This is a genomic window from Paenibacillus sp. TSA_86.1 (genome assembly GCF_052691815.1).
The window spans coordinates 389,313-411,432 of sequence record NZ_JBQZGE010000001.1; the positions used below are offsets into that span (position 1 = coordinate 389,313).

General features: G+C 46.0%; 17 protein-coding genes. 12 read left to right on the forward strand and 5 right to left on the reverse strand.

Annotation, left to right across the window (positions count from 1 at the left end):
• The first annotated feature begins 2 nt into the window (after positions 1 to 2).
• The 3 genes from groL (at position 3) to ACUTVW_RS01655 (ending at position 2,447) form a co-directional block, all read left to right on the forward strand.
• Positions 3 to 1,634 carry a chaperonin GroEL gene (groL, locus tag ACUTVW_RS01645; RefSeq protein ID WP_445644180.1) on the forward strand — a complete coding sequence of 544 codons (1,632 nt, stop codon included), beginning with the start codon at positions 3 to 5 and terminating at the stop codon, positions 1,632 to 1,634.
• A 154-nt stretch (positions 1,635 to 1,788) separates the two neighbouring features.
• Positions 1,789 to 2,025, forward strand: coding sequence for a hypothetical protein (locus ACUTVW_RS01650; protein ID WP_445644181.1), 237 nt, complete (start codon positions 1,789 to 1,791; stop codon positions 2,023 to 2,025).
• A 71-nt stretch (positions 2,026 to 2,096) separates the two neighbouring features.
• Positions 2,097 to 2,447, forward strand: coding sequence for a hypothetical protein (locus ACUTVW_RS01655; RefSeq protein WP_445644182.1), 351 nt, complete (start codon positions 2,097 to 2,099; stop codon positions 2,445 to 2,447).
• A 705-nt stretch (positions 2,448 to 3,152) separates the two neighbouring features.
• On the opposite strand, the gene ACUTVW_RS01660 is transcribed toward ACUTVW_RS01655, so the two are convergent.
• Positions 3,153 to 6,326 carry a glycoside hydrolase family 2 TIM barrel-domain containing protein gene (locus ACUTVW_RS01660; RefSeq protein ID WP_445644183.1) on the reverse strand — a complete coding sequence of 1,058 codons (3,174 nt, stop codon included), beginning with the start codon at positions 6,324 to 6,326 and terminating at the stop codon, positions 3,153 to 3,155.
• 116 nt (positions 6,327 to 6,442) lie between these two features.
• Here ACUTVW_RS01660 and ACUTVW_RS01665 point away from each other — a divergent pair, with 116 nt between their 5' ends.
• The 8 genes from ACUTVW_RS01665 to ACUTVW_RS01700 all read left to right on the forward strand — a co-directional run bounded on the left by ACUTVW_RS01665 (position 6,443) and on the right by ACUTVW_RS01700 (position 14,812).
• Entirely contained in the window at positions 6,443 to 7,291 is an 849-nt protein-coding gene (locus ACUTVW_RS01665) for an AraC family transcriptional regulator (protein WP_445644184.1), read from the forward strand.
• 315 nt (positions 7,292 to 7,606) lie between these two features.
• A complete protein-coding gene (locus tag ACUTVW_RS01670; protein WP_445644185.1) occupies positions 7,607 to 8,569 on the forward strand; it encodes a DUF6597 domain-containing transcriptional factor in 963 nt (320 codons plus the stop codon).
• Positions 8,570 to 8,594: 25 nt separating this feature from the next.
• Positions 8,595 to 9,083 (forward strand): DinB family protein, encoded by a 489-nt coding sequence (locus ACUTVW_RS01675; protein WP_445644186.1) that lies wholly within the window; start codon positions 8,595 to 8,597, stop codon positions 9,081 to 9,083.
• 182 nt (positions 9,084 to 9,265) lie between these two features.
• Positions 9,266 to 9,547, forward strand: coding sequence for a hypothetical protein (locus ACUTVW_RS01680; RefSeq protein ID WP_445644187.1), 282 nt, complete (start codon positions 9,266 to 9,268; stop codon positions 9,545 to 9,547).
• 195 nt (positions 9,548 to 9,742) lie between these two features.
• On the forward strand, positions 9,743 to 10,285 hold the full coding sequence (locus ACUTVW_RS01685) for a GNAT family N-acetyltransferase (protein WP_445644188.1): 543 nt from the start codon (positions 9,743 to 9,745) through the stop codon (positions 10,283 to 10,285).
• A 347-nt stretch (positions 10,286 to 10,632) separates the two neighbouring features.
• Complete coding sequence (rhaD, locus tag ACUTVW_RS01690) at positions 10,633 to 11,478, forward strand: rhamnulose-1-phosphate aldolase (protein ID WP_445644189.1); 846 nt, start codon at positions 10,633 to 10,635, stop codon at positions 11,476 to 11,478.
• 345 nt (positions 11,479 to 11,823) lie between these two features.
• Complete coding sequence (locus ACUTVW_RS01695; protein WP_445644190.1) at positions 11,824 to 13,641, forward strand: APC family permease; 1,818 nt, start codon at positions 11,824 to 11,826, stop codon at positions 13,639 to 13,641.
• 199 nt (positions 13,642 to 13,840) lie between these two features.
• Positions 13,841 to 14,812: an ABC transporter substrate-binding protein gene (locus ACUTVW_RS01700; protein WP_445644191.1), complete on the forward strand. Its 972-nt coding sequence runs from the start codon at positions 13,841 to 13,843 to the stop codon at positions 14,810 to 14,812.
• A 221-nt stretch (positions 14,813 to 15,033) separates the two neighbouring features.
• On the opposite strand, the gene ACUTVW_RS01705 is transcribed toward ACUTVW_RS01700, so the two are convergent.
• A complete protein-coding gene (locus ACUTVW_RS01705; RefSeq protein ID WP_445644192.1) occupies positions 15,034 to 17,634 on the reverse strand; it encodes a glycine betaine ABC transporter substrate-binding protein in 2,601 nt (866 codons plus the stop codon).
• A complete protein-coding gene (locus tag ACUTVW_RS01710) occupies positions 17,600 to 18,829 on the reverse strand; it encodes a quaternary amine ABC transporter ATP-binding protein (RefSeq protein WP_445644193.1) in 1,230 nt (409 codons plus the stop codon). Before ACUTVW_RS01710 ends, ACUTVW_RS01705 begins: the two co-directional genes overlap by 35 nt.
• A gap of 496 nt (positions 18,830 to 19,325) precedes the next feature.
• On the opposite strand from ACUTVW_RS01710, the gene ACUTVW_RS01715 reads away from it, so the two are divergent.
• Positions 19,326 to 19,913, forward strand: coding sequence for a GbsR/MarR family transcriptional regulator (locus tag ACUTVW_RS01715; protein ID WP_445644194.1), 588 nt, complete (start codon positions 19,326 to 19,328; stop codon positions 19,911 to 19,913).
• A 46-nt stretch (positions 19,914 to 19,959) separates the two neighbouring features.
• On the opposite strand, the gene ACUTVW_RS01720 is transcribed toward ACUTVW_RS01715, so the two are convergent.
• Complete coding sequence (locus tag ACUTVW_RS01720; protein WP_445644195.1) at positions 19,960 to 21,351, reverse strand: AraC family transcriptional regulator; 1,392 nt, start codon at positions 21,349 to 21,351, stop codon at positions 19,960 to 19,962.
• Positions 21,344 to 22,084, reverse strand: coding sequence for a hypothetical protein (locus ACUTVW_RS01725; RefSeq protein WP_445644196.1), 741 nt, complete (start codon positions 22,082 to 22,084; stop codon positions 21,344 to 21,346). The genes ACUTVW_RS01720 and ACUTVW_RS01725 overlap by 8 nt, the downstream gene beginning before the upstream one ends.
• Between the last annotated feature and the right edge of the window lie 36 nt (positions 22,085 to 22,120).

Consider the following 22,120-nt stretch of genomic DNA (forward strand, 5'->3'; position numbering starts at 1 on the left):
AAATGGCTAAAGACATTAAATTCAGTGAAGACGCTCGTCGCTCCATGCTTCGTGGTGTGGATGCATTGGCTAACGCAGTGAAAGTAACGCTCGGACCAAAAGGCCGCAACGTGGTTCTGGAGAAAAAATTCGGAAGCCCGCTCATCACGAATGACGGTGTAACCATTGCAAAAGAAATCGAACTGGAAGATGCATTCGAGAACATGGGTGCACAACTGGTTAAAGAAGTTGCAACGAAAACAAACGATGTTGCCGGTGACGGTACAACAACTGCAACAGTACTTGCTCAAGCCCTGATCACAGAAGGTTTGAAAAACGTAACTGCGGGCGCTAGCCCGATCGGTATCCGTAAAGGGATCGACAAAGCGGTTAAAGCTGCGGTAGCTGAACTGCAAGCCATCTCCAAACCAATCGAAACCAAACAATCCATCGCACAAGTTGCAGCAATCTCTGCAGCTGACGAAGAAGTAGGCGAACTGATCGCTGAAGCAATGGAAAAAGTAGGTAAAGACGGTGTTATCACTGTTGAAGAATCCAAAGGATTCGCTACGGAGCTTGAAGTGGTAGAAGGTATGCAATTCGACCGTGGATATATCTCTCCATACATGATCACAGATACGGACAAAATGGAAGCTGTTTTGGACAATCCGTACATCTTGATCACAGACAAAAAAATCTCCAGCACGCAAGACATCTTGCCATTGCTTGAGAAAATCGTACAACAAGGTAAACCACTCGTATTGATCGCTGAAGATATCGAAGGCGAAGCACTGGCGATGTTGGTTGTGAACAAACTGCGTGGTACATTCAATGCTGTAGCGGTTAAAGCTCCAGGATTCGGTGACCGTCGTAAAGCGATGCTGCAAGATATCGCTGCCCTCACTGGTGGCCAATTGATCACGGAAGAACTGGGTCTGGACCTGAAATCCGCTGTTGTGGAACAACTGGGTACAGCTCGCCAAATCCGTGTAACTAAAGAAAACACAATCATCGTTGACGGTGCTGGTAACAAAGCCGATATCGATGCACGTGTTAGCCAAATCCGTACTCAACTGGAAGAAACTACTTCCGAGTTCGACAAAGAGAAACTGCAAGAGCGTCTGGCTAAATTGTCCGGCGGTGTAGCCGTAATCAAAGTCGGTGCGGCAACTGAAACAGAATTGAAAGAACGCAAACTGCGTATCGAAGATGCCCTGAACGCAACTCGCGCTGCGGTTGAAGAAGGTATCGTATCCGGTGGTGGTACTGCGCTTCTGAACGTATATCATGCTGTTGCTGGTGTAGCATTGTCCGGTGACGAGCAAACAGGTGTGAACATCGTCCTGAAAGCTCTGGAAGCACCAATCCGTACAATCGCAGCTAATGCTGGCGAAGAAGGTTCCGTCATCGTGGAACGTCTGAAAAAAGAACAAACGGGCGTAGGTTTCAATGCTGCGACTGGCGAATGGGTTAACATGATCGAAGCAGGTATCGTTGACCCTGCAAAAGTAACGCGTTATGCATTGCAAAACGCTGCTTCCGTAGCCGCAATGTTCCTGACAACTGAAGCGGTTATCGCTGACAAGCCAGAACCTGCAGGCGCTGCTGGAATGCCAGACATGGGCGGCATGGGTGGTATGGGCGGCATGATGTAATAAAGGTGTAAACCTTTGTTATGCCGATAGAGGAAAGGCTCCCAAAAGGGAGCCTTTTTCTTTTTAGAGAAACTTCGAATCCTTCTTGATCATATATATAAGGATACATATAGTAAGACAGAGTTTGTAATTTTAGATGAGTGGAGGGACAAAGGTGAGAAAAAGTACAAAATGGGTACTATGGATTCTGGGTTTGACGCTAGCCGCAATCTTTGTGAATTTCTATATGAATCTATTTAGTTTTGCTTATGCGTTGATTGCCGTGCTGCTCATGTTTTTTACCGGATGGGGATTTTTGGCTAAATTAAAAAATGATGTTCACCAGCATGAAGATTATCATAAAAGAGTGCATGACATGGCGGAGGAGGATATAGATCGTTATACAAGATAAAATTGCAGGATGTTTCAACCGTTCTATCACCACTTCCAATATTGGTTAAATTATAAGTAGGAGGGGATAGAATGAAGATAAAACGAATGAAATTACCGCTGATGTTAGGTGTTGTATTGATGTTCTCTATGTTGGCTGCCTGTGGTGCGGACGATATCAAACATGAGAAGAGCGCGCATTGGGATGTGTCCTTGCAACGTTCAACAGGTTCATATGGGATTGTTTACATAGGAGATGAGAGTAAGGTAAAAGATTTTGTCTACAATATCAAAGGAACAAACATTGAGCGGCAGGGACGGGCGCTCGCAGAACAACAGACACCGGTTACCGAGTCTGGTACATTGAATCCGGTAGATAGCAAAGATCCGGTTACTTTTAACATTAGCTGGAATGACAAAAGTGAGAGTGTAACGTTTGAGTAGTTTTGAATTTTTGTAAAGGTAGGGCTACGGTTCTCTATTATTAAGTGGATTTGCGCTAACGATCATGAGAGACGCTATTTGTTGCTTTTTACGTGCTTTTAAAATCTAACGATCATGAGAGATCCTATTTGGATCAATTTGGCTCATTTTCCGATTGAAATGCTGTTTTTTGGGGAAATAGCGTTACTGGAGATCGTTAGAATTTAGAAAAGGTGTTGCCCCGAATAAGGTTTCTCATGATCGTTAGCGCTTGAGGCAGTCTAAGCATCCGGTTACGAAGGTAGAAGGAAACCAGAGTAGTATGGAGTGAGAGGTGACAGCGACAGAGCAGGTAAAAGATACCCTCCAGTTGCTGAGTACCAGGCAGCAAGGAGTTAGCACAAACCGCAGTCCACAACCGCAAAACGCAGACCACAGACCACAGACCTTAGGTCGCAACGAGCTAAAATCAGTGAACAGAGCAAAAAATCCCTGTCAGCATTATGCCAACAGGGATTTTTTGTGTTTGTTACGAGGATGGAATTTAAGAAATTAAAGTAAACCGATCCGAAGTAAAGTTAATTGAGGTGCAGTAAAGTTAATCGATGCACTATAAAGGCTGCACCTTATAAAATCTTGTAACCCCTCAATCTAACAGTGAAAGTCATCCGTAGGGCCAGAGTGGTACTACCTAGCCTTCACGGCATTTCCTCACACGATCTTGCTCTATACGGGTTTCACTGTAAACGTAAAGTGATACGGACGGTTAGCTTGCAGTGTATACTCTGGATGCGTACGTGCACTCCAGCTGTCGTCACCGCCGACACCCATCTGCATGTAGTTGATTCGAGCGATGGTATGTGAGCTTACCGGTAATTTGTAGACATGGTCGTTGGCTTCCAGTTCCTCAGGTGACCATGGCAGTGCATTGATCTCAAACGGCGCATTGGCTTCAAAATGCAGACCGCTGCTGCCATGCGATGCATTCCCGTCAGCCCCATCATTGCCCTTTCCAGCATTTGCGCCTACAGCCGATGTAATCTCCGCAAAACGGACATCCGTCTTGTTACCACATTCCTGCGGTTTCAGGTAAGGCACGAACTGGTCACGAACGGCTCCGGTGTAATAGCCAAGGCGTGCGCTGGTCAGACGGTCGATATAGTTGTCATGCGGCCCTCTGCCGTACCAGGAGATCGTATCCAGACTGTCTTTTAATTCGAACAACATGCCGAACTCGGGCAACTCAGGCAGGCCAGCACCTGGAACGAGGGTTTGACTGATTTCAAGCTCGCCATTCGGTTTGATGTGATACGTGATGGACAGCGTAGTTCCGGGGCTAACATCCCACGTATAATCTGTCGTCACATGACAGCCTTGCTCATTCGTATAATCTTCGAAACGAATCAGCTTGTTCGTCGTGTGAGCATCCCGCCAGAAGGCAGCACGTTCATTCAGTTCGTTACCCAGATCGTTATCTGTCATTGCACGCCAGAAATTTGCACGAGCAGGAGACAGCAATTGCTCCTGTGAGTTGATCTGATACGAGGTAAGCGCACCAGTTACTGAACTAAAGCTTACGGTAACTTCACCCGCCTTCACTTTCAATCCGCCATCTTGCAGTTCTTCTACTTGAAGCGCGTAACTTGCTCCTGCAGGCAGTTGCTGAATGGCACGCAGACGCGGAGATACGACGAATTGCTCCCAACCAATCTCATGTCCCACATCTGCCCACTTAGCTTCCGTCTTCGTTACCAGAGAGACTGTGAGGACAGCTTCTGCGTACAGGTCGGACGATGGTGTATAAGGGATATGAACCTCAATGGATTCACCAGGCTGTGCAGCAATGTCCATATGTCCTTTTTCCACAGGGATACCGTTATGGGACAACGTCCAAGCGAGTGCATACTCGTTCAGATCCGTGAACAGGAAATGATTTGTGATGCGAATCAGTCCAGTTTGCAGATTGAGCGCCTGCATGCGAACGTTCTGATAACATTTCTTTACTTCTTCGAGCTTAGGTGTAACGGTTTTATCTGCCAAAATCAGTCCGTTGCCGCAGAAGTTGCCGTCATGTGGCGACTCGCCGAAATCTCCGCCGTAGGAGAGATATTCTATACCGTCTGCCGTCTTGGTGCGGATGGATTGATCCACCCAGTCCCAGATAAATGCCCCTTGTAAAATTTCATATTTATCGAACATCTCCCAATACAGGTGCAGACCGCCGCAGGAGTTCCCCATCGCGTGGCTGTATTCACAGATGATATAAGGTTTTTTATCACCTTTCATGCGTGCGTACTGCTCGATATCATTCGGGCTGATATACATCGTGGATTCAATATCACTCGCCGAATCGGAAGGGCGGTAGTGATAGGTACCTTCGTAATGAACGAGTCTTGTTGGATCAGCTTGTTTCAGATAGTCGTACATCGCGATAAAGTTATCGCCGCCAAACGATTCATTACCGAGCGACCAGATGATGATGGACGCATGGTTTTTATCCCGCTGGAACATGGAGTTACAGCGATCAATAACATTGTCGCGCCATTCCGGCTTGCTCGCCGGGATGTTGTCGTCGTTCATTTCTTTTTGCCCATAGTACCAGGTACCATGTGTCTCCAGATTTGTCTCGTCGATGACATACAGTCCGTATTCATCACACAGCTCGTACCAGGTGGTCTGGTTCGGATAGTGCGATGTACGCACAGCATTAACGTTATAGGCTTTCATCAGCTCGATGTCACGAATCATATCCTCACGTCCGATGGCCCGTCCTGAATCGGGAGAGAATTCGTGGCGATTGACGCCTTTGAACACGATACGTTTACCGTTAATCTTCATCAGGCCGTCTTTGATCTCAAACCTGCGGAAGCCGACACGGGTGCGCACAGCCTCCACCGTTTCGCCCGATGTATTCTGGATGGATAGCACCAGTGTATACAGGTTAGGCGTTTCGGCACTCCATAAGAGCGGGCAGGCAACCTGGGCAGAGAGAGATAACGTCACTTCTTCTTCATTTTGAAAAGAAACCTCTGCCGCCAGCGGCTGATCCAGAACTAGCTTCTGCCCCGCATCATAGAGCTGTGCTTGCACCGTTAAGCCGTCCACACGCTGTCCGGCGTTATGATTGTACAGTTTCACATCCAGTTGCAGTTCTGCATTCTGAAAGGCCTCATCCAGTTCCGTACGAACGAAGAAATCAGCGATTTGAACTGGTGAAGGCGAGTGCAGATATACTCCGCGGAAAATACCGCTAAGCCGCCAGAAATCCTGATTCTCCAGCCAGCTTGCATCACACCAGCGGTAAACCTCGACGGCCAGCCTATTCTCGCCTTCCGTCAGGTATGCCGTGATATCAAATTCTGCAGGGGTAAAGGTATCTTCGCTGTAGCCGACAAGTTCTCCGTTCACCCATACATAAAAGGCTGATTCAACGCCTTCGAAGTGCAGCAAGACCGGACGATCTTTCCAGTCCGCAGGAACTGTAAATGTGCGAATATATGAACCAACCGGATTATAGGTTGCTGGTGCGAAAGGCGGTTTTAACTCCGGCTCACGCTCCACCCAAGGATAGGTCATGTTGGTATAATGAGGGTAATCATAGCCTTGCAATTGCCAGTTGGACGGGACAGGAATCTCATCCCAATTGCTTGCGTCATAGCTCGTTTCATAAAAAGAAGTAATGCGCTTCTCAGGCGTTTCGGCAAAGCTGAACTTCCATGAACCATTCAGGGACTGGTACCAGGGAGAAGTCGTGAATTCGTTGGACAAAGCTTCTTCTATCGTTGGGAACGCTACCATGTTCGCATGGGCAGGTAGACGATTGACTTGAAATGTCTCCGGGTTGTTATTCCATTCCGGATATCCGTTAGCCGGAGGGGTGTGCACGAGTTTCTTTCTCATAACAGCAGCTCCTTTGTTCATGTTATAATATATTCACAGTATAGAATTGATTAGGTACTTAGAGAATAAAGGATATTGCCCATATATATCACAATATGAAACTAAAGGGGGAGAGCATGGTGTCCCGGATGAATACACGAATCTTTTTTGCCAAAATAGATGAAGCCGCGCGTCTGCCGATCTATATGACCACGGTGGGTTACTGGGAACACCAATTCGAAACCGAGCGCCCGGAAGGTTTCCCCGATTACCAGATTCATCAGATTATTCAGGGGCAGGGCAGGCTGATCATAGCGGATGAGGAAGAATATATGGTAGGTCCGGGGGATGTTTTTATCACCTATCCAGATATTCCGCATCGATACATGCCAATCACAGACCCTTGGGAACTGGCTTGGGTATCCTTTCAAGGGAGGGAGGCTAGTCAGTTGCTGGCCTACGCTGGAATCACAGGCTCAGGGGTGTACAAGCTCAGAAATCCTGAACTGCTGCCCGCCTTGGAGCAATTGCTTGTGAGGGGAGAAGGTACGGGAGATACGCTGGATGCTGACGATGAACGGAGCAGCTCCAAACATCTGTATGCCCTGCTTCTTGATTTGAAGCCACTGCTCATTGTCTCGGACAACGATAATGATGAGATAGAACGCCTGAAACCCGTGCTGCGATATATCGCCGAGTACCTGGACCAGCCGTTGTCGCTGAAGGAACTGGCAGATGTTGCTGTCGTATCCCCTCAGTATCTATGCCGGTTGTTTCAGAAGGCACTGCAAGTCAGACCTGTGTTTTACGTCAATCAGGAGCGAATCAATCGCAGCAAACAGCTGATGTTCAGTGAGAGGGCACTACGAATCTATGAAGTAGCTGACAGGGTAGGGTATGAAAATGCGAGTTATTTCTGTACGATGTTCAAACGACATACGGGCATGAGTCCCGAACGATTTCGGAAACTGCATGGTTTAAACTGAGCAAGAGCATATATGTAGGTTTATGTATTTATCGTCTGTTTTTCGCTCGTTTTTTTGATCTGTTCTTCATCTGAATTTCAGTTTCTCTTAAGGTTGGGAGCTTAATATGATTCTTGTAAACCCCTTCTCGTGTTAAATAGATGTGTGACTGGCCCTGCTCGGATTGTCCTCCGAGCAGGGCACTTTTTTTACCTGAGCGATGATGCTCATGATATGATGAGAGAGAAGAATGAACATAATGATACATAACGGAACCGATCGATAGGGATCAGATGAAGCTCTATTTTGATAGGAAAGGGAAAGGCAGGGAAGTGAATGGATGCTCGTCTGCACCCGTTGTATCGTCCGGTACAAATGAATGGAATGGATCCCCGTACCTACTATATTGAGCATAATCCTTCGCCCGTGCTTACACCTTATGTAGCTTGTTATTGGGAGTCGGGAACCCGAGAATATAGAGATAACGGCGAAGACGGCACGGCGGCAATCGGATTCAAAGTCAATGACTTGATGCTGAAGTCTACGGCTTCTGCCCGTGTGTTGCCAGACGGCTGTACCGACATGCTGATCGATTATGATCCGGTACAAGATCGATATGCATATAGCTATTGCGGCAATTATATGGAGCCTTTTGCTTTTCCGTTGTCGTTGACTGCGCCTCCGGTGGGAGCCTATACGTTTGGTGTTCGTTTTTTTCCAGGAGGAGCCCCTTTTCTACACGGTCAGTCACTCGATGTGTTCACCGACAGACGTATACCGCTGGAGGACTGCTGGCCAATCCGATGGGACGAGCTACGGTTGAAGATGGAGGACACGGCGAATTTTGCAGAGCGTGTGCAGGTGATGGAACATTATCTTCTCCAAACGACCCTGCGCCACAGCCGGACTCATCATCATGCTGATCAGGATCTGCTTCGCAATGTACTCTACCGGATCTTCAAGGAAAAGGGTCGGTTGAGTGTACAAGACCTTGCCCTGAGTGAAGCCGTCAGTGAGCGTCAGCTACATCGCAAAGTGACCGAGCAAGTGGGCATCAGTCCGAAGCGTTTCAGTGAAATTGTTCGTTTCCATCAGGTATTACAAGGCATTCATAGGGGGGAATTTACCGACGGGGCAGCGCTGGCTCAGGCCTATGGTTTTTATGATCAGGCGCATCTGATACGTCAATTCCGTAAATTCTATGGAGACACACCACTGATGGCTGTTCAGGAGCATCAACTGATGTTGTCCGAAAAGTACAATCATGCGGCAGAGCATTCCGTTATACTTGAATCATAGACTTATGACAAAGGAGTAATGAATAATGAATGGAACATTGCAAATTCGAGAACATCTATTAACTGAGCTTGAGACAGGCGTGCGGACAGGTGCTTCGTTAATTCGACTGATTCGTGATGAAGATTGGGCGTATCGTCCACAAGACAATATGCGTTCACTCGTGGAGCTGGTGCATCATTTTATCCAGATTACCGCTTCCGATCTTGTCATTATGCAGGAGAAAGGTGAAGCCGAGGTAGGTCTGGTGGAGAACAGTCTATCCGGCAACCAGAATATTGAGCAACTGGAAAAGACACTTTGGAGCAATTTCGAGGCGTACAAAGCGTATATCACAAGTCTTAGTGAAGAGGACTTTCTGAACCGTTCAACCAAAGCTTTCTATGCGGAGCATGGCCACTTGCAGGTGCAATGGCAGATCGAAACGCTGACGCATGTGTTCCACCATCGCTCACAGCTCTATAACTATCTCAAACAGCAGGGCCATGAATTGAACTTCTTTATGTTGTATGCTTAGTTTGTTCTCGGATAAGCAGCCCCCCGGATCATCCGGTGGGGCTTTTTTGCTTTTCGCTATACGACAGTCTATCAAACTTGCATGTCAGCTATAAATGTACGTTCTACCACGGTCAATTCACCGTGGCTTTACTAGATTTCAAACATAGAATACCGTATCAAAGCAAAAAGGAGGTGATCTTGATGGCCATCCTTTTACCATTACAGTTCTACAACCTTCCAGCAGGTGTGGGTAAATCCTACTATGAAAACCTGTCTGGCGGTGCCAATGCAAGCGTTACGGTGAACAACAATGGACCGTTTCCGGTATCTCTCGTCATCACTCGTGTCAATGCTCCAGTTGTCACTTATATCGTTCCAGTGAACAGCAGTTTGAGCATTACGGCAAGCAGTGTTCTGGTCTTCGCTTTACTGGCGAACCAGGGAGGTGCTGCTTCCGGTACGATTGAAGTTGCTTTGTCGTAATTCGGTGTGGTAGAAATGTATATGCCTCTGTCGGCATCATCGGCAGGGGTCTTTTATTTTTGCATAAATTCCGTTTAGAGAGAAAAGTACATAAAAATGTTAAGGCCTGAGAGTTTACCCTGAACCGTACACGATTAATTGAATAGTATAGATCGCTCAAGTGGGATGGAGTCTAAGATTTCGGGAGGTTGATGTATGATGGACAACAGAAGAACAATCGTATTGGAAACGGATCGACTTGTATTTACGACATGGGACGAAGGAGATCGTGCACTTGCTTTTGCGCTCTGGGGTGATCATGAGGTGACCAAGTGGACTAGTGGCAGCGAAGTACTGAGTGAAGAGGAAGTAGAGGCGAGATTAACTCAGGAAATCGAGCGTGAGAAACAGGAGGGCGTACAGTACTGGGCGATTTTTCAAAAGAATTCAGACGTATTTATCGGTTGCTGCGGTCTCTGCCCTTATCATCCGGAGGAGAAGATCTATGAGCTTGGTTTCCTGCTGACGCGGGATCACTGGGGACAAGGATATGCGCAGGAAGCAGCGCTGGCCGTTGTGAGTTATGCTTTTGACAAGTTAGAGGTAGAGACTCTGGTTGCAGAGCATCATCCTGATAATGAAGCGGCATATCATATTCTAATCAAGTTGGGGTTTGAGCAGATGCATGAGCGGCCGGATGAAGCAACAGGTAATATGCAGCCCTTCTATAGGTTGAAGCAAAATAATACGGTTCGATGAGCAATGATTTAATGTATCTTTTCATACTTTTTTTATTTCCCTTTCAGCTTCTATTCATGTAAAGGGGATAAGATAAAGCTTGTAAACCCCTTCTCGTGTTAAATAGATGTGTGACTGACCCTGCCGGGCGACGGCGGGGTATTTTTTTATTTTTTACAAAGATCTTTTTTATTGCCTTCAAAAGCATAAATGAAGATAAACAAAAACAAATAAAATAATACAAAAGTTATTTTGGCTAAAAATGATTGACTAACAAATATAAACAAAGGTATAATGAATGTGAAATAAAGAACTTACTTTGATCGTGACAGCCTGATTTTTTGACTTGAACATAGGAGAGGATAAACATGAACGTGACCCATCATACCGAAAGAACACAACCTGTCGGGTTTGATATTCCTTTTGTACGTGAGATGGCAGAGATTACGCAGCATATGTGGAAAAATGGTTGGGATGAGCGCAATGGCGGCAATGTCAGCTACCTGCTACAAGAGGAAGAGGTTGCACCGTACATTGACATTCATCGGGTGATTCGCACCATTACACCAGCCTTTTCCGTGCAAGAGCTGGCGGGACAATATTTTATCGTTACGGCATCAGGCAAATATTTCAAAAACGTGCTGGCAGACCCGGAAGGCAATCTGGGTTTACTGCGTGTATCTGCGGATGGACAGGAGCTGGAGGTATTGTGGGGGCTGAACGGTGGAGCGAACCCGACAAGTGAACTACCGACCCATTTTATGAGCCATATCGAACGTTTGAAAAGAGACCCGAATCACCGGGTTGTCATGCACAACCATGCGACACATGTACTGGCGATGACTTTCATCCATGAACTGGATGAGGTCAAGTTTACGAAGACACTCTGGCAGATGTGCACCGAATGTGTTGTGGTCTTTCCAGATGGCGTTGGAATCATTCCCTGGATGATGCCTGGCTCGAATGAGATCGGCCGTGCAACTGCAGAGAAAATGCAGGAATATCACGCAGTCATATGGCCGCAACATGGCATTTTTGGAACAGGTACAACCATTGATGAAGCGTTTGGTTTGATTGAAACCATCGAGAAGGCTGCACAGGTATTCATGCTGGTTGCAGGCCATGACATTCGCCAGCGAATCACCGATGAGCAACTGCAAGCACTAGCAGATCAATTCGGAGTAACTCCTCGTCCCGGCATCATTCAAATTTAATTGCAAACAAGCTCTATATGTTAATTGTGTTATATGCAGACTAACCGTATGAAATCATAATCGTGGCCTTTGGTTCCCTGAACCGAAGGTCTTTTTCTTTTTTCAGGCAAACAATCGTCGTTTTGGTTCAAAAACGTTCAATTTGCTCAGCAAGAAAGGCTTTGTTATCGAATATTGAATCGTAGAATGCATTATCACGCGCTGGCGATTTTCGGGTGAAATGACATATTGTCAATGGCTCTGCGATTTTGCATAATAACAATGCTTCACAGATAAAAAGAACCCATGTTTTACGGATGCGAAGCAAAGAAGCTTACAGATGAGAGATGGAAGGAAGTCATGATCATGCTTGGCAAAATGAAGAGAGTCTTAATCGGCAAGCCAATGAAGTCGGCAGAATTGGATGCAGAAAAACTGGGGAAATGGAAGGCACTCGCCATCCTGTCTTCGGATGCGTTATCATCTGTTGCCTACGGTACGGAACAGATTTTGCTTGTGCTGGTTGCGGCCGGATTCGCCGCGCTGTGGTACTCGGTTCCAATCTCGATCGCCGTGCTGGGATTGCTCGTCATTTTAATTTTTTCGTATCGCCAGACCATATTTGCTTATCCTACAGGGGGCGGCGCGTATATCGTAGCCAAGGATAACCTGGGCACCACACCGAGCCTGATTGCCGGAGGTTCATTGCTCGTCGATTATATCCTGACCGTGGCGGTAAGTTCATCCGCAGGTACGGATGCGATCACTTCTGCTTTTCCTGCATTGCATGACTATAGCATCATTATTGCACTTATTATGATTGTGTTCCTGACCGTTATGAACTTGCGGGGGGTTACGGAGTCAGCATCCGTGCTGGCGATCCCTATTTATTTGTTTATCTTTTCGATTGCCATTCTCATTATTTCGGGTGGCATCAAATTCCTGACAGGCGGCATTCATGCTGCGGCTCCGGAATTCGGAACCAGTCTGTCCCATGTGAGCATCTTCCTACTGCTTAAAGCGTTCAGCTCCGGGTGCTCAGCTCTGACCGGGGTAGAGGCGGTAAGTAACGCGATTCCGAACTTCAAGCAGCCTGCGGAGAAAAATGCTGCCGGGACGTTGTTGTTGATGGGATGTATCCTTGGCGCCATGTTTATCGGAATCACGCTGCTAGCCTTTGGATACGGGATCAAACCTGATCCGAAAGCAACGGTCATTTCGCAGATTGCCGAAGCTACGTTTGGCAGAGGATGGATGTATTTTATCATCCAGGGTGTGACGGCACTGATTTTGTTCCTCGCGGCGAATACGGCATACTCGGCCTTCCCGCTCTTATCCTTCATGATGGCGAAGGATAAATATATGCCACATATGTTTATGGTGCGGGGAGACCGCCTGGGCTTCTCCAACGGGATTATTTTTCTCAGCGTGATGTCTGCACTTCTGGTCGTTGGCTTCAAGGGGGATACAGGGAACCTGATTCCGCTCTATGCGGTCGGGGTGTTCATTCCTTTTACACTGTCGCAGCTCGGCATGATGATACGCTGGATCAAAATCAAACCGTCAGGGTGGAAGACAAAACTGCTGGTCAATACAATCGGTATGCTGACGACGCTGTCCATTACACTGATTTTTATTTTCACCAAGTTCACGCAGACATGGGTTATCTTCATCTTCTTGCCCCTGGTTGTTTATGTGTTCATGCGCATTCGCAGCCATTACTGCAACATCGCAGACGAACTGCGTATCGATATTCAGGTGGATAAACCGGCCAAGAAAGGCAATACCATTGTCATTCCGGTAGCAGGTATTACCCGGGTGGTGATGAATACGATCAGTTATGCCCAGACGATGTCGGATCATGTGGTGGCACTGTATATCGGCTTTGACGATGAGGCTATTCGCAAGATGGAGCAGAAGTGGGAAGAATGGAACCCTGGTGTGCGTCTGGTCGTGATCAAATCCAGGTACCGCAGTATTATGGGGCCGCTGAAGAAATTCATTGATACCGTCGAATGGAAAACAGCCGAAACCGATCATATCACCATTCTGATTCCGCAATTTATTACGAAGCACTGGTGGCAAAATGTACTGCATAACCAGACCAGCTTCATGATTCGGGCTTATCTGATTAATTATAAAGATGTAATCGTGACGACAGTTCCTTTTCATCTGAATCGTTAATGTTTATGTTTAATATAGAATTTACACATGTTGCCGCAGGGAGATCCAACAAAACGGCTTGCAGAGATTGTTCTGCAAGCCGTTTTGTTGTCAAAAGAATAATGAGAAATGATTGACATGCTATCGACTCATATCATATAATCAACACGTTCATTAAATTGATAATGATTATCATTAACGATTAGGGGAGACAATACAGATGAAAAAGAAATACATTCTGCCGTTCATCGTGCTGATGATCTTTACGATCATTGCCAGTGCATGTGGTAACGGTGCTTCAAACGGTACATCAGACAACAGAAAACAAGAGGCAGCTGCAACAGAAGAGACAAGCAGTAAAACTGCCAATACGGCCGATACAATTACGTATCAATCCGAAACAGGGCCAGTTGAGATTCCGGCTAAACCGCAGCGCATTGTTGCTCTTACAAACGGTCCCAACGTACTTTCTATGGATGTAACGCCAGTGGGCGTAGATAAATGGACAGCAGAAAATCCGCTGTTCAAGGATAAATTGAAAGATGTTGCGATTGTAAGCGAGGAAGATCCGGAGAGTGTTTCAGCTTTGAATCCAGACCTGATCATTGCAGGTTCACATATGAAAAATCTTGAGCAGTTGTCCAAGATTGCCCCAACTATTGTATACACTTGGGGGAAACTCGACTATCTGCAACAGCAGCTGGAGATTGGCAAAGTGCTGAACAAAGAGTCTGAAGCACAAACATGGATTGATGATTTCACCAAAAGAGCTGGAGAGATCGGTAACGAGATTAAAGCCAAGTATGGTGATAAAGTAACAGTATCCACGATTGAAATTGCTGATAAAGAAGTTTTTGCGATGGGAGATCACTGGGCACGTGGAACAGAAGCACTGTATCAAGCGATGAAGCTGAATATGCCGGAAAAAGTGAAGAATGATACGTTAAAAGAAGGTTATCATTCCTTGTCACTTGAAGTTCTTCCGGAATATATGGGTGACTTCGTTGTGGTTAGCAGAGACATGACTCGTGATAATGAAATTATGAAGTCAGGGATCTGGGAGAAAATTCCGGCTGTTCAGAACAAACATGTTATTGAGCTGGATACAAAAGCCGTGACGTACAGTGACCCGATTACACTGGACTATGTATTGAATATTTTCAAAGAAGGCTTTCTTGGCACAGGAAAATAATCAAGGGATGAACACCTAAGGGATTCCGGGTAAACTTTTCATCATTAAAATGACATAAGAGATGAGACGAAGAAGGCACAAAGCCCTCTTTGTCTCTTTTTTAGTTAAACGAAAACCACCTATCTCGAATGCACAAGATAGGTGGTTTTATAGTACAAGAAGAACTTTATAAGGACAAAATCAACTTTACTGCATCAAAGAATGGTTGAATAGGAAATGATTTATTTATCCTTTAAGTCGGCTATCGATTTGACATCCATATAAGCAGGCACGACAAGTCCGGTTTTTACACCTGTCATATTTGCACCAAGGTCATCAATCTGATCTTTGTATTTCGTCCAATAATCAGCATGTGTCAGAGGTAACCATGCAGCTGGCGAAGCATCAACATCTCCTGAAGCAACGCCAGTCCACATTGGTCCGGCTTCAACTTGCAATGCATTCACTTTATATCCGAGCTTGTTTTCCATTACATATTTGAGCAGATTGGTGCTGGCAATTTCGGAATCCCAAGCGACATAACCTAGACGGAACGTATCGCCGTTTACGGGTGTCAGACCTTTGGTCCATTCATCAATCTGATCTTTGTGTTTCTCGGCATAGTCTTTGGCCGCCTGTTCAGGGGATGTACCGCCTTGAATGGCAATCATCATCTCGCCCATTTCATCGGAATTCCACTTGAAGCGCTTCAGGAATTCATAAGCGACCGGGTGATCTTCTTTCAGACCTTTACGAGCGATGGTATGAATTTCTTCGGCATCTCCATAGACTTTATCAGGATCTTCCAAATACTTCAGATCATATTTGTTAAACATCCAGTGAGGGGTCCAGCCTGTAATGATAATGGGTTCTTTATTCTTGTACGCTTTGTCCAGCGTAGCCGTCATGGCTGCGCCGGACCCTTCCACCAGATTCCAGTCGGTCAGGCCATACTTTTCAATGGCACTGGCGGTGGATTTCATAATACCGGCACCTGCATCAATACCGATAATCCTGTGGTTGACTCCGTCTCCGACGTTGGCATTTGCCGCAGACTCAGAGGATGAAGTAGAAGTTGAAGCACCCGTTTCCAAATCTTCAATCGAGTTGACGTCTGTCATATATTTAGGAACCACCAGACCTGTACGTACTCCTGTCATATTGGCTCCAAGGTCCTCAACCTGATCTTTATAACGTTCCCAATAGTCTGCATGTGTCAGTGGCAACCAGGCCGCTGGAGAAGCATCTACGTCACCTGAGGCAACACCAGTCCACATGGGTCCGGCTTCCACTTGAAGTGCGTTGACTTTATATCCGAGCTTGTTCTCCATGACATATTTCAGCAAATTGGTGCTGGCAATCTCAGAATCCCATGCGACATAGCTCAGTTTGAATGCATCACCGCCCACCGGTGTCAGACCTTTCGTCCATTCATCAATCTGATCCGCATGTTTTTCAGCATATTCTTTAGCAGCTTCTTCAGGGGATTGACCACCCTGAATGGCAATCATCATCTCACCCATCTCATCGGAAGTCCATTTAAAACGCTTCAGGAATTCGTAAGCAACCGGGTGATCTTCTTTCAGACCTTTGCGAGCAATGGTATGGATCTCTTCGGCATCACCAAACGATTTTTTTGGATCTTCCAGATATTTAAGCTCGTACTTGTTGAACATCCAGTGAGGTGTCCATCCAGTTATGATAATAGGTTGTTTGTTTTTAATAGCTTTGTCGAGTGTGGCAGTCATTGCAGCACCCGAGCCTTCAATCAGATTCCAGTCAGACAGTTTGTAATCTTCAATTGCTTTGGCTGCGGACTTCATAATACCGGCACCTGGATCGATACCAATAATCTGATAGTTCACTTCTTTGCCTATAGCATTAGCGGTACCGTTGTTTCCACCAGCAGATGTAGTGTTGCCTGTGAAGTATTGTGAGAATCCGGCGACTAGTACAACGAGTGTTGCTGCCGCAGTGATCCATACCTTTTGTTTGGTGGAGATACGGGAAGTCCTTTTGCGTCCAGGCATAAACAGGTTTTGTGTGAAGCGGTCAAGTACGATCGCGAGTACAACGACGGCAAGACCAGCTTCAAATCCTTTACCAATCTGTAGCTGGGTTACAGCACGATATACTTCTGCGCCAATACCTTGTGCACCGATCATGGATGCAATAACAACCATAGAAAGGGACAACATGATGGTCTGGTTAATACCGGACATCACGGTAGGCAAGGCAAGTGGAAGCTGTACCTTAAACAACTTCTGAGCAGACGTTGATCCAAACGCGTCTGCTGCCTCCACCAGTTCGCTTGAAACCTGCTTAATTCCCAGGTGTGTCAGACGAATGGTAGGTGGAATGGCGAAGATCACCGATGCAATAACACCCGGAACCACACCGAGACTGAAGAACGTAACGGCTGGCAGCAGATAAACGAATGCAGGCATCGTCTGCATGAAGTCCAACAGCGGAGTGATAATTCGCGCAGCTGTTTTGCTATAAGCCAACCAGATACCGACGGGCACACCGAGCAGTATTGAGATCAATCCGGACGTAATAACAAGACCGAGCGTGTCCATCGATTGGGACCAGTAGCCCAGGTTATCCACGAGTAGGAATCCGATAACCGTAAACAAGGTTAGTGGCAATCTGCCTACAAGAAAGGCCAGTACACCTAATATGGCAATGAACAGGAGCGGATGAGGCAACATAAACAGCCCCGAGAAAAATCCAACCACTTCCTGAATAACGACAGAGATCACTTTAAACAATCCGGAGAGCGAGGAACTCATCCAGTCAACGATGGATTCAATCCACGATGCTAGTGGTATTTTGGGTATCATTCAGAGCTTCCTCCTTTTCTGCAACTTCACCGCTTAGTGCACCGAGCAGGGCACCGCGAACGATAACACCTTGCAGACGGCCAGTTTCGCTTACAACGGCGAGAGGCACATGGGCTGAACTTACAATCTCAAACAATTCATGAATCAGGGTCTCGGGCGACACTGTCGGCCCATCTGTAATCAGAATGTCGTTTAATACTTTATTTTCGCGCATTGCACGGGTTGCGTCTTCTGCTGTAATGACACCCAGCAGTTTTTTGGAGCGATCAATGACAAACAGGTTCGATATGCCTCGCTCACGCATTAACTCGAGAGCAACACGAGGACCACGATCTGTCGTGATCGTTTCAGGGCGACGCATAACGTGTGATGCTGTGAGGACCTTGGACAAGTCCACGTCTTCGACGAAGCGGGCCACGTATGAGTTGGCCGGTTGAATCATAATTTCCTCCGGTGTACCGATCTGCACAACGGCGCCGTCTTTCATAAGGGCAATCCGATCGCCGATGCGCAGCGCTTCGTCCAAGTCATGGGTAATGAAAATAATGGTCTTTTTCATCTTATCCTGAAGCTCAATCAACTCATCTTGCATATCCCGACGAATCAATGGATCAAGTGCACTGAAGGCTTCGTCCATTAATAGTACTTCCGGGTCATTCGCAAGTGCTCGGGCAAGTCCTACACGTTGCTGCATCCCGCCGCTGAGCTCATCCGGCATTTTGTCTTCCCAGCCTTTGAGGCCGACCAGTTCCAGCGAGGTCTTGGCTTTCTCACGGCGAACTTCCTTATCTACCTTTTGAACTTCCAAACCATATTCCACATTATCAAGAACAGTCCGGTGCGGAAACAAAGCGAATTTCTGGAATACCATACTGATCGTTTTCCGGCGCACTTCTCGCAATTGTTCTTTGTTCATTTTTCGCAAATCTTTGCCATGAACCAGAATTTCTCCGGATGTTGGTTCAATCAGGCGATTGAACATCCGAACCAGTGTGGACTTACCACTACCGGACAGGCCCATAATAACGAAGATTTCACCTTCTTTAATTTCCATGTTGACCCGATTGACACCAACCGTTATTTGTTTTTCTTTGGCCAACTTTTCTTTGCCCCAACCTTGCTCCAGTAATTCAAGACCTTGCTCGGTTTGGGGGCCAAACAGCTTACTTACGTTTTTTACTTCAAGTATGGTCATGTTTTCACCCCTTCTGATGTGTTGTGCACTTCGAACGGCTTTCAGCAGCCACAAGCCCATACACTTGTGCGCCCAGCCACGAAATCCGGTAGTTCTTGCTTCGCTTCCCGTCTTTCTGGGTAACGGTTTGTATTCTAACAATAGTTAACCAGTATAGCAACCGAATAAACAGTACATAATGTTTGTACAGTAAAAACTGTACAGAGTTTTGCTTCTATATGCTCTGTCTATCTCCTTTTTTTGGCTAATCAGACATCTTTACATTTATTATTGCTTTTCCTACAATAGAAAATGAGCTGAATTAAAGCTTGTTTTTTTGGTTAAAAGATCATCGTAGGCAAATTTAAGCATGGTAAAGTTCCCAATATAACCCATTGGATATAAGGTGTTTCTAGATTATAGAATATCCAGCTGCATGCTTTCCCATGTAAGCAGAGCTTGAACATGCTGATATTTTTTTGCCAAGACTGGAATGTTCAGAATGGAGGTTGCAAGCATGAGCTTGGACCATTTGCAAGAGGATCAGCAGGCTGCCGTGCTGAAGATCCGTAAACGCGTTATCGAAGCCATTGGACGGAATATGGATCTATATGGCGTAACGTTGTCCACGGGACATTTATATGGATTGCTATTTTTTGCGGAAAAACCGATGACCCTTGATGATATGGGCCGGGAAATGGAAATGAGCAAAACAAGCATGAGCACTGGAGTACGAACTCTGCTGGATCTGAAAATGGTAAATAAGGTGTGGAGCAAGGGCTCCAGAAAAGATCTATATGAAGTGGAGTATGACTGGCATCAGACGTTTACGGATTATTTTGCTATTAAATGGAGAAAAGCAGTGGAGAGTAACCTTCAGATTCTTCGCAAATCCGTTGACGAGATGAACCGGTTGATCAACCAGCTTGACGAACAGGCTGATGCTGAGCTTCTGCAAGTATTACATGAGGACATGCGTAAAGTATTGCAAGCGGAAGCATACTACCGATGGCTCGACAGGCTTATTGATGCGATGGAAGATGAAGAGATCTATAAGCTTGTTCCAAAAGAAGACATCAGAGAAGAAATGAAAGAGCAGTTATAATATTGAAATAAAGGACCCATTCCGTCAGGAAGGGTCCTTTTGCATTTTATTGACCGATGAAGCTTAAACTTGCAAGCTCCATATCTACAGAAGAGTGAGCTGCAATTGGCTCCAGTAGACTGGACTTTTGCAAACGTTGTGCAGAAATCCGGAGTTTGGAACCGCTAGTTTGTGATTCGGCACGTTGAATTTTAGTTTGATCTGTCCAAGTAACAGGCTTCCAAGCTCGGTGGGCTACAGATGCAGGGGAAGGTGCGGCCTCTAGCCGGCGAAATGCAAGGTCCTTGAGATGCAGTTGCGCTTGTTTCTCACGCCCGGTAAGCTCTGCCAATCGCATATGGGTTTCTGTCCAATCCTGTGTCACTTGAACAATGACGGTAGGTGCAATATTTTTTAGTTGATCATAGTACGACTGGCAAAAACCATCAGCAATAATCAGATCTGGTTTAGCCTGGCGAAGTTGATCAAGTTGGTTCGTTAGGTTACGTTCTTGTTCCGTTGCATCTTTCTTCGATTTATGGCCTAAATCCAGTGATTCGACGGGCTGCAGTCCCAATGAACGTAGATGCTCATCAAAGTGAGTGCTGGATACTGTAGCTACACGTAATCGGTGTTTCTTCATATATAAACTTGGTGCAATTCCAAGCATCTGTTTGAATTTACGACTAAAATAATATTCATTGCCATAACCTATGGATTCGGCAACTTCTTTGAGAACACAGTTCTCTTCAGACAGCTGTTTTTTGGCTTCTTCGATCTGCAGTCGATTTAAATAATCCGTAGGGGACATGCCTTTTGCTTTTTTGAAGCTACGGGAATAAGAACTTGGTGTCAATCCGGCAATTTTGGCCAATTGATCCATGCTGATACCCTCACTCATGAAACGGTGCATATAGGAGATGCTGCGCTCCAATGCAGGGTCTACCTTTTCAAGGTTAGCTTCCAGTCGATGCTCCGACAGGAATTGCAGCAGTTCATGTAACTGACTATGTATGCTGACAAAATGATCTGCACGTTTCCCTCGATAGGAATCATACAACTTGGTCATTCGTTCTGCTGCCTGCTGTTCATGCCGGATGCGCATTTTGCCCGCCTGCCATCCAAATGGAAGAGAGGAAGATGCGGTCATTTTCCATTCGCCTCGTACTCGTTGCATGCTGACTTGTTCCATGCTTAACATGAGGAATTCAGTGATTTCGGAGTGAGCCACTGCATCGATGGTCACGCCGGGTTTGATCATAAACAGATCCCCAGCTTGTGCTTCATGCACAATGTCGTCCATAGCCAGCAATCCGTTGCCTTGTAAAATAAGACAAAGTATGGGCCGACTTACCGTCATGCCTTGTATACGGAAATTTTTCCCGCGACGTACTCGGCACATTGAAGAGAGCAGCGGTAGAGAAGAGGTTTCAGTTAAAACGGGAAACGATTCATTCATACGGACCATCCTTTTGTCTTATTTTCTTAATGATAACAATTATCATTCTCAAATGGAAGACGTTTTTGAAAATTAGTTTCGGCAAATTAGAAAACACGATTAACAAAATGCCAAAGGTATACGTTAAATGTAAGCACAAAAAAAGATGACACCCAGCACCCAAGCTGTAGAGCCATCTCATCCTTACATGATTAATCAAACGCAAGTGGAATGTGTCCCACTCGTCCCCAGCTATTTTACTAACTTTCAGAGATGAATTGACTGCATAGGGACCATTTTTGCCGGAAATGTAGGCAACCTCCGGTTTATCTTTCATCCATTGATTCGTAACGTAGGTTACGTTACTCAAGTTGAGATTAGACGTTTTGTTCACCTTGTCCGCAATTTTGGTGACAGATGAGATACCCTGATCGCCATTGGCACGATACTTATCCGCATAATAATTGATGACATCGGAAGCAAATGTCTCCGCTGCATCACTGGAACCGTCATTTGGAATCCGAAGCAATGCTGTAGAAGATGCAGACTGGGTGTAGTAAAGATAAGATCCCGCTGCAGTCAAATCTATGCCTTCAAAATCAATCAATACCCCGGCGGAATTGCTTCCATCCCCGGCTACTTTGTAAAGCACGCCATCAGATTCGTAATAAACTGTCGATTGACTCAGTGGAGCTGCTTGGGCTGCGGTTCCGCCTGCTAATGTCACTGTTGCAAGGAGTGTAAATAGCAACAATGCACAGATGATACGCTTTACGTATGTATACCGTGT

What these genes read in the sequence shown, in the direction of transcription:
- groL (WP_445644180.1), top strand. Translation starts at nt 3, where the DNA reads ATGGCTAAAGACATTAAATTCAGTGAAGACGCTCGTCGCTCCATGCTT.
- ACUTVW_RS01655 (WP_445644182.1), top strand. Translation starts at nt 2,097, where the DNA reads ATGAAGATAAAACGAATGAAATTACCGCTGATGTTAGGTGTTGTATTG.
- ACUTVW_RS01660 (WP_445644183.1), bottom strand. Translation starts at nt 6,326, where the DNA reads ATGAGAAAGAAACTCGTGCACACCCCTCCGGCTAACGGATATCCGGAA.
- ACUTVW_RS01665 (WP_445644184.1), top strand. Translation starts at nt 6,443, where the DNA reads ATGGTGTCCCGGATGAATACACGAATCTTTTTTGCCAAAATAGATGAA.
- ACUTVW_RS01670 (WP_445644185.1), top strand. Translation starts at nt 7,607, where the DNA reads ATGGATGCTCGTCTGCACCCGTTGTATCGTCCGGTACAAATGAATGGA.
- ACUTVW_RS01675 (WP_445644186.1), top strand. Translation starts at nt 8,595, where the DNA reads ATGAATGGAACATTGCAAATTCGAGAACATCTATTAACTGAGCTTGAG.
- ACUTVW_RS01680 (WP_445644187.1), top strand. Translation starts at nt 9,266, where the DNA reads ATGGCCATCCTTTTACCATTACAGTTCTACAACCTTCCAGCAGGTGTG.
- ACUTVW_RS01685 (WP_445644188.1), top strand. Translation starts at nt 9,743, where the DNA reads ATGATGGACAACAGAAGAACAATCGTATTGGAAACGGATCGACTTGTA.
- rhaD (WP_445644189.1), top strand. Translation starts at nt 10,633, where the DNA reads ATGAACGTGACCCATCATACCGAAAGAACACAACCTGTCGGGTTTGAT.
- ACUTVW_RS01695 (WP_445644190.1), top strand. Translation starts at nt 11,824, where the DNA reads ATGCTTGGCAAAATGAAGAGAGTCTTAATCGGCAAGCCAATGAAGTCG.
- ACUTVW_RS01700 (WP_445644191.1), top strand. Translation starts at nt 13,841, where the DNA reads ATGAAAAAGAAATACATTCTGCCGTTCATCGTGCTGATGATCTTTACG.
- ACUTVW_RS01705 (WP_445644192.1), bottom strand. Translation starts at nt 17,634, where the DNA reads ATGATACCCAAAATACCACTAGCATCGTGGATTGAATCCATCGTTGAC.
- ACUTVW_RS01710 (WP_445644193.1), bottom strand. Translation starts at nt 18,829, where the DNA reads ATGACCATACTTGAAGTAAAAAACGTAAGTAAGCTGTTTGGCCCCCAA.
- ACUTVW_RS01715 (WP_445644194.1), top strand. Translation starts at nt 19,326, where the DNA reads ATGAGCTTGGACCATTTGCAAGAGGATCAGCAGGCTGCCGTGCTGAAG.
- ACUTVW_RS01720 (WP_445644195.1), bottom strand. Translation starts at nt 21,351, where the DNA reads ATGAATGAATCGTTTCCCGTTTTAACTGAAACCTCTTCTCTACCGCTG.